Below are 12,930 nucleotides of genomic sequence, written 5' to 3' on the forward strand. Positions count from 1 at the left end.
ATCAGGTAGTTTCTGACGCTGTTTTTCTGAGCTGCCTATGCGGCAGTGAACACGCCGCCGCCTGGCTGGTCGATGATGTGGATTTTCTGAGCTGCCTATGCGGCAGTGAACGTGTGTATTCGGTGCCCTCGGTGAAGCCCACGCTTTCTGAGCTGCCTATGCGGCAGTGAACGCTGGCAAGCGATGACGAGATGTTTGAGTTCTTTTCTGAGCTGCCTATGCGGCAGTGAACCGCAAGGCGGGCGCCTTGGATCATCGCCTTGTTTTCTGAGCTGCCTATGCGGCAGTGAACGCGGCCAGAACGAATACATGGCCCTTGAGAACTTTCTGAGCTGCCTATGCGGCAGTGAACGCATGGTCGGCCTGTTCCAGCTGCGCCTTGATTTTCTGAGCTGCCTATGCGGCAGTGAACGACACCATCGGCCTTCTGGCGGCTCCGATGATTTTCTGAGCTGCCTATGCGGCAGTGAACTCAAGGAATTGATACGCCCCAGCCGCCGTGCTTTTCTGAGCTGCCTATGCGGCAGTGAACTTTGCGCCAGCGGACAAAGACTGGTCCTTGAATTTTCTGAGCTGCCTATGCGGCAGTGAACTGGGGTGTACTGCGGAGGAATCGCGGCTTTCAGTTTCTGAGCTGCCTATGCGGCAGTGAACACAGGCTCACTCCCCGCACTTGCTGCGAGAGATTTCTGAGCTGCCTATGCGGCAGTGAACCTCGCCCGTGATCCATTCGTTCTCGCGGCGCTCGTTTCTGAGCTGCCTATGCGGCAGTGAACCCTGAAATGCAGGGAGCTACTGCTTTTGCGATTTTCTGAGCTGCCTATGCGGCAGTGAACGCGTGGTCGTAGTCGTACAGCACGCGCAGCACTTTCTGAGCTGCCTATGCGGCAGTGAACCAGGGCTCCGTGCTCGCGCAAACCGTGCTGATTTTCTGAGCTGCCTATGCGGCAGTGAACTGTCCGTTGCCCAGCCTAACTTCTTGATTTTTAAAGAACTTTTCCCCTTCAGGCCAGAGCACGCCAATTCCTGAGGTGCTCCGTAAGTGCCTGATTTATAAGGCCCTATGACAGGGCTCAAAAAAAGGGTCAAACCGGCTCAGAACCAGGGCACGGTCGTCTCGTGGCCCAGGCCATAGGCGTTAAAGGCTCCGGCAACAGGTTGCGACTGCAATGGTCCGTGCTCCACGCACAGACAAAACGGCTGGCCTGTACTGCTGCTGCGCAGTTGCACAAACGGCAGGTCGGGGCGTCGTTCCACCGTGTCGGGGATGGCGGCTGCGGCCTGTTCGGCGGTTTCGCCTTTGCGCTGCATGCGGCGGCGGCGCAGGCGGTCCACGTTGGTCTTGAACTGGCGGCGGCGCACGGTGCGGTGCTGCGCGGTGACGGGCACTGGCAGTAGCTCGCCCACCTGCGTGTGGTCGCGCATGCCTTTGAGCCAGTCTTGCCCCATCAGGCGCTGCAGCGCCTCGGGCGTGCCGTGCAGGCGCAGCACCGCGCCCAGCTTGCGCTGGGTCAGCGGCTGGCTAACGTGCTGCGGGTAGCTCACGCCAATGTCGGTGGTCTGCCCCAGCACCAGCGCCCGGTGCAGCTTGGCCACCAGCGCGCCCAGCAAGTGGGCGTGGCTGAACTCCGGGTCGGGCAGCAGGGTGATGTTGATGTAGTGCGTGGTCATGGCATCTCGCGCATCAGCTGGCGTCGCCAAACACGCCGCCACGGATCAGCACCGCCATCACAAAGTGCTGTTGCTCCACGGGCGGCACCTGGTCTTTCAGCAGCCAGTTGTCCAGCAGGGTGTAGAAGTCCAGCTTTTGCTTGGGCTGGCGGTAGGCTTTGCCCTGGGTTGTGACGGAGCCATAGGGCTCCACCGCGATGGGGCCCAGTTCTTCAGCGCCTTCGTACCAGGTGTCGATGGTGCGGATGGCGTTGCCGATCTTTTGCGAGTGGATGGCGGCCACGCCATCCACGTGGTACAGCGTTTTGCTCTTGCCAGCCTTCTCTTTGTCCAAGATCAGCTCTTGCGATGGGTACACCTCTTGCCCCGCACCCTGGCGCACAAAGGCGGTGACGCGCAGCAGCAGATGCTGTGACCCGGCCAGCCCGGTGGCAATCGCCTGGCCCAGCTCGTCCAAGCCATTTGCTTCTGTATTGATAGCGCCTACCGCCCGTGTATTAAGCGCTAGGGCATCAAAAGACCATTGTTGCGCGGCCTGCCCGCCTTGCATCTGTTCCACGGTCACTTCGACTTGCTCAGCCCCGGCGCGGTTGCGCCACAAGAAGCGGCCATTGGCCAGGTTGGCCGCATAGCGCCGGGCCAGCTCGCCAAAGCCCTGCTGCTGCACATAGCCTTGCACCGTGGCAAGCAGCTTGGCTTGGTAGGCCGCGCTGTTGCAGGCCGATGGTGTGCCAGCGCCGCCCAGCACGCGCAGCGTGAACTGGACTTTGAGCGTGTCGGCCTCTGCGGGCAGGGCGGCCACGTCCACGGTTTGCAGGTTGGGGTTCTCGATGGCGGCGTCCAGCTTGGCGGGGTCTTGGTCCTTGGCCTTGAGGCGGTTGCTGATGGTGCCGCGCACGGACTTTGCCCGCACTGCCACGGGCTGCCACGCGTGCGACTGTGCGCGGTTGTCCCAGCGGCCTGCGTGGAACACGGCGTCAGAGGGGTCCAGCTTGCGTTCAAAGGCCAGGACGGAGGCGGTGGTGAGTTTGTCGGTCATGGTGTCAATCTTTCAAAATTTGGGTACGTGTTGAATGCGAAGGGACGGGCATGCGGGGCTCAGGTGTACTCATAGGCCTCGGCGTCGTCCCAATCGTCCAGCGTGTCAGTAGTGGGTGTGGCGTTTGCGACAGCATCTTCTGCCTTTGCGGGCTGGTAGCCATTGCGGCAGCGGTACAGGCCGCGCGCTGCGTCGGCTTCGGCATGCCATAGCAGCTGGCCCAGGTGGGTCAAGCGGTGCGGGCTGATCCACTCGCCCAGCGCATAGACCGACTCCACAAACCGCATCGGCACCGTGGCATCGCGCGCATTGCGCACGGTGCCTGGGGCATGCGCCTGGTGTGTGAGTGCGGCATAGCCCACCGGAATGGGCACTACCCAGCCGCTGCCTTTGCGGCGCTGCGGGTCCTCCCACTTCACCTGCCCGTCGGGCGCTGCCAATCCGCCGTCAGGCACTACCGGCGCGTAGTTAAAGCGGGCCGCATGCAGCCAGGCGTCCAGCAGCGTGGCGTCGGGTTGGGTGGTGCGCAGCGCTTGCAGGCGCTGGGCCAGCAGGTCATCCCGCCCCACCAGGGCAAAACCCGGCAGCCACTGCCGCCGCCATTGGCGAAACTCCGTCTCTGCAGCCACAGGGTCTTCGGGCACAACGGCCATCCAGGGCCGCACGCGCTTGCCCGGCACGGGGCGCGATGGCAGCACGCTGCCCCCTGCCACGCGCATGCCCGCCAGGATGTGGCCTGCTTGCGCAGCCCATTCGTCCAGCTGCGCCTGGTTGCCTTGCACCAGCGCCGCCGGGGTGCCGGGCGTGCGCTTTTCTGACACGGCCAGCACCAGCGTGATCTGCAGGTGCATGCGGCCTTCTTCCACGATGGCGGCGGTGCTGCCGTCTTTGTCCACCGGGTTGCGCGTCAGGTTGAAGTTGCGCACATAGCCCTGCGTGACCTGCTCTTGGTGGTTGTGGCACACCACGCCCACGCCCTGCAGTTGCAGCGGCATGCCCGCTTGGGCGAGTTTGCGCTCCAGCGCCCACATTACGCCCGTAAAGGCCGTAATGGACGGGAAGCCGTGCGTGAGCGGGCTGCCAATGGCGTTAGCGTTTTGAATGCGCAGGTGGGGCAGGACGAGGATGGCTTGGGGTTGCTTCATGGCATGACCTCCGTCGCCGTGCGGTCCAGCCGCTGGCGCAGCGTGCGCAGTTGCTGCTGAAAACCGTCCTCGTCGGTCAGCAACTCCTTCTGCCATGCACGCGCTTCCGCATCGCCCACAGGCAGCTTGCCGCGCAGCTGCGCGTTGAGCCAGTTGGCAAAGCGCTGGCCCACGGCGGCAGGCCAGTCCATCTGCAGCCACTCGCGGGCAAAGTCAGCTTCATCGGGTTGTTCGGCACGCAACGGGTCCAGCCACAGTTGCTCGCTGCGGTGCAGATCCGCAAAGCGCTCGTCATCCCGGCTCCAGCCCGGTGGCAGGATCTGTTGCAACTCGGCAGCCAGCGACACCAGCTCGTCCACCAGCGCGCCGAGCAGTTCCTCGCGCCGATCACGGGTGGCCAGGTTGGCGTCGGGGTCGGACTCCAAAAACACCCGCAGCGCCCGCACCGTGCGGCGTACCTCGGGCCGGGCGATGAACAGCCGATCAAACACCGAAGTGGCATGCACCGGCAACCGCACCGCACTGGCTTGCCACTGCGGCGGCAGCGACGACAGCAGGTAGTTCATGCCCCGCCGTTCGCTGTTGAGCTGGCTGATGTTCTGCGGCTTGGTGCCGCCCATGTTCTGCACGGCCAGGCCGGGGTAGTCGTGGAATACGCCGTCATGCACCTTGCGCTCGCGCCGTGCCTGGCGGGCAGCCTTGTTGGCTTCGCCAAAGCGAGCTTCCTGCAGCTGGGCATGCACTGCATGCGCGAGCGATGTGGCGTACAGCGGGGCCAGCAGGGTGTAGTGGGAGTCGTCGCAGGCATCACTTCCCGTGAGCCAGTAGAGTTGCTTGGCCAGCGTGTGACTGCTGGGGCCTTCAGCGCGGGGCTGGGTGAGCGACACCAAGGCATCGCGCAACGCCTGCGCTTGTGCCGGGTCGGCATGCAGGGCAGCCAGCGCGTCAGCATCCTGCGCCAGCAGGGCTGTGAGCAGGCTGCGTCCGTTCACCTCCAGCTTGAGCAGCTTGTACACATCCAGCGCCGCAGCGTTGCCCACCACATCGCCCACAAAGCGCTCACCCAATGCGTGGCTGCCCAGCTCGGCCAGTGGAGGCAGGGTGTGGGGCTCTACATAGAGGTTGGTGCCCCGGGCGTCGGGGTGGATGGGTTTGAGGGAGTGGGTGACAGCCTGGATTTGTTGCACGCGCCGTGCCGCGTCTTCCAGCCATGCGCTGGGTTGATGCTGTGCAATCAACTCCGTGCGTTTGCCATCCTCATCGGCTTTGAGCTTTTCCAGCTTGGCATTCAGTCGCTCTTGCAGAAATGTGTGAATTGCCTCGCGGTAGTTGCCGAAGATGGGCGGTGAGTCATTCGTTGGCATGCTTCGGCCCTCCGGGTAGGTTATGTTTTCGGTACCTCTCTGTCATCAAGATGCCTCCTTCTTGTTGAAACCTAGTTGTTCGTGCCACCGCCAGCCCGCCTGAGATTCCGGCAGGCTGGCGGTGGCATAGCGTTCAGCACATTGCTCCAGCGACAAGCCCCGCGCCTGTGCCAGTGCAGCCAATTCCTCCATCAAACCCAACTGCGGCCATGGCGACACGCTGGGTGATGCCAGTTGCGCTGCAAGCACCGGGTGGCACAGGCTTTGGTAGATGGGCACATAGAGCTTTTCATAGCGCCGCTCCCCGTCTTGCACGCGGTGCAGCAATAGCGCTTCTTCCTCTTCGTCAGGCAGCATGGCCACGTCGTAGCGGGGCTGTGGGTCGTAGCGAAAGCGCTGGCACTGCGGCAGCAGGCCGGTGAGCCAGAGCTGTGCGGGGTGCGCCCAATGCAGGAAGGCCGCGCGCTCGGGGGCGGTGGTGTATTTGCTGGTTCCAGAGCGTTGCAACATGGCATCGCGCATGCGCTCGTGCTCCAGGTCGGCCCAATGACGGCGGGGGTGGTATTGGGCGGTGGCTACTTCAATGCGCGGTTGGGCATCCACTGCCCACGGTTCATCGTCTTTGACAAATCGCGTCATCAATTGGCGAAGGCTATGGCTGTGCAGGTAGAAGTTCTGTGCAGCATCGCTCGACCCCGGTGGCTGTGGGTCCATCTCAAAGCCTGGTTTGCAAAACGCCGCTTTGCCCTTGTGCTTGAAGTGCCGAAGGTTGCTGTCCAGCACCACCATGTTCACCCCGCCCACGGCCCCTGGCCGGTGCCGCCGCACGCGCCCTGCCAGCTGGATGAGCGAGCGCATGGATGAGGGCTCGACCACGGCCCAGTCGTAGTCGTGGTCGCGGCCCACTTCAGTCACGGGGCTGCCCAGCACGATGAACAGGTGATGGGGCTCGGGGTGGGCGTCGATAAGGGCACGCAGGGCGGGGCGGTGCAGCGCGGGGTCGTGGCCATCCTTGGCTCCACGGCGGTTGAGCAGGGTGTCCAGTTGCTGCTCAATGGCCGAGCGTAGCAGCAGGGGGAACTGCGAGTGGTACACGCAGAGGTGAATGCGCACCTGGCCTCGCAGCGCGGGCGGCAGCGCATCGGCTGCGTACATGGCCAGGGCCACGTCGTACAGCGGGGCAATGTTGGCCATGCGGATGAGGCCCAAACTCACGCTCTTTCCGCTGCCATCGATGCTGCGGTTGTGGGGCCGTTGGTGCAGCTTCCACGCTTGCTCAAGCACCAAGCGGGCAAAGTCCTTTCGCCGCTCCGCTTCCTCCAGGCTGTGCCAGTTTTCAGGCAGGGGCGCAATCTGCGCTAGCCGCCGCACTTCGGCCTGCTGCAGCTTGGCGACACGCCTGTCTACGTACTGGGTGTGCGCTTCGCGGAAGGCGGGCCCATCCGCGCAGTCCTGCGTGGTCTGGTGGAACTCGTCGACCCACAGGCAGCAGAGGTTCACAGGCTCGCTGGGCCGCTCGCTGCGGTGGCGCTGGTACACGGCCCGCCCGGCGCGGTAGGCCAGGAAGAGCCCCTCCACCAATGCAGGCGGCAGCGTGGCCGACGACAGCAGCACGCGGCTGCCCAGCAGGCCTGCCCAGTGCACCAGCCGGGTAAGGGCGGGCAGGTCGGCCATGTCGAAGTCGTCGGGCTCGTCCAGCACCAGGTCGCTGGTTAGCAGGCGCAGCATGGGCGCAATCTGGCGGCCGCCGCGCAGGCTTTCGGTGGCCGGGGTGAGGTGGTCTACGGTGCACACCAGCAGCGGCGCGGCAATCAGCGCACGGGCTTTGGCGTCGTCGGTCAGGCGCTGCAGCAGCGGGTGCTGGTCGTTGCCTTCAAAGAGCACTGTGCCCGTTTCGTCCAGCAGTGCCTGGCTGGATGCGGAGCCGGTGGCCTCGGCCTGCTGTTCCCAGTATTCAAACAGCGCCCGGCTGGCCGCGCCGCCGACCTGGATGGCCAATTGCTCGTCACACAATTGCAGGTCGTTCTGGAAGACGCGTCCTGTCTGCAGCGTGAGCGTGCGCAGCCCCATGGCAAAGGCGCAGCGCAGTCCGGTGGCTGGGTCGGCCAGCGCGTTCATCACACGAGCGTTGCCCAGCGTCTTGCCACAGCCCGTGGAAGCCATGTTGACGATGAACGCGCCTTGCGGCACTGCGCGGGCGCGCACGCTGGCGGCCAGGTCGGCGGCCTTGTCTTGCCAGGCAAAACGCGGGTCGGCGCTGCGTTTTTTGAGGGGTTTGTGGTTCTTGAGTGCAGGCAGGCTGTGCGTGAGGCTGGGCAGGGAGCGTGCCACTAGCGTGGCATGGGCTTGCACACCCAGCAGGTGTTCGTCCAGCGTTTGATTAAAAATTGGGCTCTGGCGCTTATCCATCAAGCGTGAGTAGCTATTGTTTTGATGGTGATTGCTGCGCGTGTTGGCGTAGAGCGGGTAGCCTTGGCTGAGGTGCGGGGCGCGGACGGCGGCGTCGGTGAGGCTGGAGTAGTGGTGGTCAGCCAGCATGAGGCACAGGCGCGCGACGTGCATGGCAAAGGGGTCGTGCAGCACCGTGCCTTGTCCGGGTGCTTGCGATAGCTCCAGCAGCTTGCGTGCGTAGCGGGCGGCTTGTTTGCGCCAGGCGGGCTGGGTGACGGGCAGGCCGTGCGGGAAGTGCCAGTGGGCGGCGAGTGTTGAAGCAGACACGCTTTCTCGGGGCTCGTTCCAGTCGGCGCTGATGCGCAGCAGCACATCGTCCAGATCGCTGGTGTTGATGAAGCTGGGGCGCGCTCCAAAACGGCGGTGGGTGTGCCGGGGGTCATCCAGGTCTTCAGCATCCACCCCTTGCGCCTGTTTGACGGGCATGCAGGGCAAGCGGTGGTGGGTGAACACCAGCCAAGCCACCGCCTGGGCCAGTGGCGGCAGGTGCGCAAATGGCAAATGCTGCTGGGCTTTAGGTTCATCCAACCCATCGCGCAACAGCCGCCCAGCTGCATGGTCCAGCCACGCTGTCTCCAACGCCTGCGCATCGGTGTCTGCATCGGCATACGCCGCCAGTCGTTGCAGCCAGCCGGTGTCATCATCCCGGCCCACAAAGGCCTGGAACAGCCGTACTGACACCCACTCATGCCGGTAGTGGTTGCGCTCGCGCAGGCCAGGGTTCCTAAGCTTGTCTTGAAACGCCTGCGTGGCCTTGCCCAGGTCGTGCAGCAGGGCTGCGAGTGCGGTTAAGGCCGCCATCAGCGGCAGGTGGTGCCAGGCGTTTTCGTCGCCTGCGCGCAGTACGTTGCTGGCTGTGGTGTTGGTGGGCACGGCGCCTTGGTCGTTGAACTGGCTGGCGTCGCCCACCACCCACAGCAACTCGCTGTGGTCGCGTCCACGAATCCAATGGCAGGCCACGGCGGTGTTCTTGCGTGCGGTCTGGCGCAGTAGCTTGCGCACGGTGTCGAGCCCGGCCTGGGTGATGGGCGTCTGCCAGGTGCGCTCGCCGCGGCGTTCGGCAAACTGATCGAGGATGCGGCGGGTCTCGGCCAGCGCGCGCTTGTTGCACTGGGAAATGAACAACACATTCATGGTGCAGGGCCGGCTGTAGCGTGTTGCGCGGTGGTGATAGCGATGGCCTTGAGCGTATCGATCATGAAATCCAGCGATTCGCTTTGTGTCAATGTTTCGATGCACCGCCGCCGGAACTGCTGTTCATCGTCGCCCTGCATGGCTGACAGAAATGCCTGGGGCAAGATAGCCGCGTCTTTCACCAGGTCGGCTGCATCAAATACCAGGCCGCCTCTTCGGGTTTTGCCATGCAGCACCGCCAGGCCGTGCGGCAAGCCCAACACCCAGGTGGCCGTGGCGCCGAGGCCGTAGGCCAAGTAGTTGCCGTGGTCCAGAAAGCGATTGGCGGCGTCGGTGCCGCTGCCACGCTTGGCGCGCGTGAATTCGCCATAGCGGGTCGCATCGACTGCCAGCTTAAAAAGAGTCTTGGTGAGCTGGGCTTCGTCTGTGAGCAGGGCGGTCACATCGGGGGCGGTGGCCAAGGCGCGGCAATGCTCCAGGTAGTAGAGATTGGCCCGCTTGGAGTGCAGGATAGTTTTCAGGTCGGAGGATGCAATGGATTCCATGGCATCAGTTTTGACCAAAACCACGGGCACATCACGGAATACTTGGCCGAACCGTGCCCGGTATAAGAAGACTCAGTTGATCGCTCAGGTCAGCGCGCCCCTGGCATCCACCCGAATAATGCGCTCCACCGTGCCCGTGGCCAGCCCGCCGCGCACGCCGATCAAAAAGTCGTGCAGGTTCACCGTCGGGTCGCAGTGGCCCGGGATGAGCCAGAGCATATGGCCCAGGCTGGGCAGGCGGGCGTCGGGCGCGTCGGCATACAGCAGGCCGTGTTCATCACCACCGTTGGCGTAACGCAGGGTGCGGTCGGTCGGCAGCAGGGCCACGGAGGGCAGGCCAGAGTCGATGGCGTGGCTCTTGTGGCCTGCGTCGCACACGGCGTGGGTGTCGCGCACCGACACCACCTGGGTCTTGACGTACAGCGCGTGTTCAAACGCGGGTTGTGCCGGTTCACGCTCGTTGCGGGCGTAGTCGGCATCCATGAACAAGAAAGAGCCCGCCTGCAGCTCGCCAAACACGCCGCTGGCAGCCTCGTGCACCAGGGTGCCGGTGCCTGATCCGGTGACCAGCGGCACGGGCAGCCCGGCGGCTTCGATGAGCTGGCGCGTGTGATCCGCCGCGCGCACCACGGCGGCGATGGTCTCGCGCCGACCCACGCTGCTGGCCAAGTGCTGCGCGCGGCCATGGTAGGCCTGCAGGCCCGCGAAACGCAGGCGGGGGCTGCGCGACACGGCCAGTGCCAGTGGCACGGCGGCTTCGCCCGGTGGCACGCCGCAGCGGCCCTGGCCTACGTCGATCTCCACCAGCACGTCGATGCCCGCATCGCTGCCGGATTGCGCCATGGCTTCGGCCAGGCGCTCAATGCCGTCGATGTGGTCCACGGCCACGCCCAGGCGCCCGCCGCGTGCCGCCAGCTGCGCGGCCAGCCGCGCCACGCGGTGCAGCTTGGGCATGGCGATGACCTGGTTGGTGATGGTGATGTCATCCACCCCACCGGCCGCCAGCGCCTCGGCCTCGGCCACCTTCTGCACGCACACACCCTGTGCGCCCGCGCGTTGTTGCAGCAGCGCGATTTCGGCACTCTTGTGCAGCTTGGCGTGGGGGCGCCAGCGCACCTGGTGCTTGCGCGCAAAGTCGGCCATGCGCTGGATGTTGCGGTCCATGGCGTCCAGGTCCACCACCAGGGCGGGGGTGTCGATAGCGTCCACCCGCTGGCCGATGGTGGATTGCAATTCAGGCGTGGTTTTCATCGCGCAGGACGATCTGGTCAAGGTGTTGGGTGTCTGCCCAGCCGACGAGGGTGAGGCCGTCGGGCGTCCACAGCAGGCGGTTGATGGCGGCGTTGGACAGTTGCCAGGTGCGCGGCGCCTGGATGTCCTGGCGCGTGGCCAGGCGGTACAACACATCGAGCACGCCGCCGTGCGCCACCATCACCACCTGCTCGCCCACATGCTGCTGCGCCAGGACGGTCACGGTGCGTTCGATGCGCTCGCGCAGCGCGACGAGCGACTCGCCACCCTCGGGGGTGTAGTGCGGATCGCGCTTGCGCCAGCGCAGCGCGTCTTCGGGCAGCTCGGCCTCGATCTCGGCAAACGTGCGGCCCTGAAAGTGGCCGAAACTACGTTCGCGCAGGCCGGGATCGGCCACCAAAGGCGCGCCCGTGGTGCGGGCCACGGCCTGGGCCGTGGCGTGCGCGCGCTGCAGGTCGCTGGTGTAGATGGCGGCAATCGGTTCGCCCACCAGTGCCTGCGCGACCTGATCGGCCTGCCACAGCCCGGTGTTGTTGAGCGGAATGTCCAGGTGGCCCTGGATGCGGGTGTCCACGTTCCAGGCGGTTTCACCGTGGCGGATGGCAATGATGCGGGTAGCGTGCATGTCAGTTTTCGATGGCGTTGGATGTAGCTCGCAGCCGCTCAGGGGAATGTTTCATTTTTGCGCCAGGGGCAGGCGCACCTGTCGAGGGCCCTGGGGTGGCTTTGGAAAGCCATCGAGTGCGGCGTCAAACAGCACACCATAGACGGCCGGGTCACTCACCCACACATCTTCGTGCACGGCCGAGGTTTCGTACACCACCGCCTGGGTGTTGGCATCGCGCATCACGATGCTGACAGCGCGGCGGTGCAGGGGCGTGGGCTCGCCAAAGCGCCACATGCCATGCACGCCCCAGCCTCGGCCATACCAGCCACCCACGCCCCAAGGGCCGGGGCCATACGCACCGTAGGGCCCGTAGGGGCTGAAAGGATCGTTGCGCGGCACCGTGTCAGCCTGCACGCCCAGTTGCACCCGCAGGCGGGGCGCGGCATCGTCGCGTTGCAGGCCGGCGCGTGCCAGGGACTGTTCTGCCAGTGCGGCGATAGCGTCAAACGATGGGGTTTGCTGCGAAGGCAGGCGTTCGATGCGGTAGGTGGCGGGTGCAGGCGCGGCCGCCAGGGTTGAGAAGCTCTGTACTTGCCCGTTGACCACGCGGGTGGTGCTGCAGCCTGCGAGCAAGGCGGTTGCCAAGCCCAGTACAAGAAGGGGAATCCATCGGCGTTGCGTTGTCATGGTCAGACGCTCCAGAAAAAGAAGTCTCCATGAGAGTGCCCCAGCTTGCCAGGGTTCACGACAGTTGCACCACCTGCACGCCGGGCAGCGAAGGCGATGGCGCCACAAACTCTTCCTTGTCAAAGGCCTTGTCGCCGTCTTCGCTGGCGATGCCCGTGGCCTTGGCGCTCTTGAAGTCGTACAGGCTGCCGTCCAGCAGGTGCGAGGGCACCACGTTCTGCAGCGCGTTGAACATGTTCTCCACCCGGCCCGGGAAGCGCTTTTCCCATTCGCGCAGCATCTCGCCCACCTGCTTGCGCTGCAGGTTCTCCTGGCTGCCGCACAGGTTGCACGGGATGATGGGGAAGTTGCGGTGCGCAGCCCAGCGGGTGGTGTCCTTCTCGGCCACGTAGGCCAGCGGGCGGATCACCACATGCTTGCCGTCGTCGCTGACCAGCTTGGGGGGCATGCTCTTCATCTTGCCGCCAAAGAACATGTTGAGCAGCAGCGTCTGCAGGATGTCGTCGCGGTGGTGGCCCAGTGCGATCTTGGTGCAGCCCAGCTCATCGGCCACGCGGTACAGAATGCCCCGGCGCAGGCGGCTGCACAGGCTGCAGGTGGTCTTGCCCTCGGGGATCAGCTTCTTGACGATGCTGTAGGTGTCTTCGTTCTCGATATGGAAGGGCACGCCGGTGCTGGCCAGGTATTCGGGCAGCACATGCTCGGGGAAGCCCGGCTGCTTCTGGTCCAGGTTCACCGCCACCAGGTCAAAGTGGATGGGGGCGCGGGCCTTGAGCTTGAGCAGGATGTCGAGCAGCGCATAGCTGTCCTTGCCGCCGGACATGCACACCATCACCTTGTCGCCTTCTTCGATCATGTTGAAGTCGACGATGGCCTTGCCGACCTCGCGGCACAGGCGCTTTTCCAGCTTGTGGGTTTCGCGCTCGATCTTCATGCGGGCGGCGCCGCTGGTGGCTTCGGTGCTTTCCTCCGTCCAGCCAGTGGATTGGGCGGAGCCGGGGTTGGATGTGGGGGCTTCGTTCAATACTGCGCTCAT

The 12,930-nt window shown here is 64.7% G+C and carries 10 protein-coding genes and 1 CRISPR repeat array (1 of these 11 running past the window's edge); all 10 genes read right to left on the reverse strand.

Annotated elements, in window-relative coordinates:
• A CRISPR array of direct repeats spans nucleotides 1-956; the repeat unit is 28 nt; unit sequence TTTCTGAGCTGCCTATGCGGCAGTGAAC (it extends 2,203 nt beyond the left edge of the window).
• Between the two features lie 139 nt (nucleotides 957-1,095).
• The 10 genes from cas6f to ttcA all read right to left on the reverse strand — a co-directional run bounded on the left by cas6f (nucleotide 1,096) and on the right by ttcA (nucleotide 12,930).
• A complete protein-coding gene (gene cas6f / locus ACT89O_RS03450) occupies nucleotides 1,096-1,671 on the reverse strand; it encodes a type I-F CRISPR-associated endoribonuclease Cas6/Csy4 (protein WP_487261833.1) in 576 nt (191 codons plus the stop codon).
• A 13-nt stretch (nucleotides 1,672-1,684) separates the two neighbouring features.
• Complete coding sequence (csy3, locus tag ACT89O_RS03455; RefSeq protein ID WP_487261834.1) at nucleotides 1,685-2,710, reverse strand: type I-F CRISPR-associated protein Csy3; 1,026 nt, start codon at nucleotides 2,708-2,710, stop codon at nucleotides 1,685-1,687.
• A 59-nt stretch (nucleotides 2,711-2,769) separates the two neighbouring features.
• On the reverse strand, nucleotides 2,770-3,855 hold the full coding sequence (csy2, locus tag ACT89O_RS03460) for a type I-F CRISPR-associated protein Csy2 (protein ID WP_487261835.1): 1,086 nt from the start codon (nucleotides 3,853-3,855) through the stop codon (nucleotides 2,770-2,772).
• Nucleotides 3,852-5,219 (reverse strand): type I-F CRISPR-associated protein Csy1, encoded by a 1,368-nt coding sequence (csy1, locus tag ACT89O_RS03465; RefSeq protein ID WP_487261836.1) that lies wholly within the window; start codon nucleotides 5,217-5,219, stop codon nucleotides 3,852-3,854. Before csy1 ends, csy2 begins: the two co-directional genes overlap by 4 nt.
• 45 nt (nucleotides 5,220-5,264) lie before the next feature.
• The gene (gene cas3f, locus ACT89O_RS03470) at nucleotides 5,265-8,804 is read right to left on the reverse strand and encodes a type I-F CRISPR-associated helicase Cas3f (RefSeq protein ID WP_487261837.1); all 3,540 of its coding nucleotides are present in this window, start codon (nucleotides 8,802-8,804) and stop codon (nucleotides 5,265-5,267) included.
• Nucleotides 8,801-9,349 (reverse strand): type I-F CRISPR-associated endonuclease Cas1f, encoded by a 549-nt coding sequence (cas1f, locus tag ACT89O_RS03475; protein ID WP_487261838.1) that lies wholly within the window; start codon nucleotides 9,347-9,349, stop codon nucleotides 8,801-8,803. Before cas1f ends, cas3f begins: the two co-directional genes overlap by 4 nt.
• Before the next feature lie 84 nt (nucleotides 9,350-9,433).
• Entirely contained in the window at nucleotides 9,434-10,600 is a 1,167-nt protein-coding gene (locus ACT89O_RS03480) for a DSD1 family PLP-dependent enzyme (RefSeq protein WP_487261839.1), read from the reverse strand.
• On the reverse strand, nucleotides 10,584-11,225 hold the full coding sequence (locus ACT89O_RS03485) for a histidine phosphatase family protein (protein WP_487261840.1): 642 nt from the start codon (nucleotides 11,223-11,225) through the stop codon (nucleotides 10,584-10,586). Before ACT89O_RS03485 ends, ACT89O_RS03480 begins: the two co-directional genes overlap by 17 nt.
• 51 nt (nucleotides 11,226-11,276) lie before the next feature.
• Entirely contained in the window at nucleotides 11,277-11,894 is a 618-nt protein-coding gene (locus ACT89O_RS03490) for a DUF4136 domain-containing protein (RefSeq protein WP_487261841.1), read from the reverse strand.
• Between the two features lie 55 nt (nucleotides 11,895-11,949).
• On the reverse strand, nucleotides 11,950-12,930 hold the full coding sequence (ttcA, locus tag ACT89O_RS03495; RefSeq protein WP_487261842.1) for a tRNA 2-thiocytidine(32) synthetase TtcA: 981 nt from the start codon (nucleotides 12,928-12,930) through the stop codon (nucleotides 11,950-11,952).

Source organism: Acidovorax sp. NN32 (assembly GCF_057597245.1).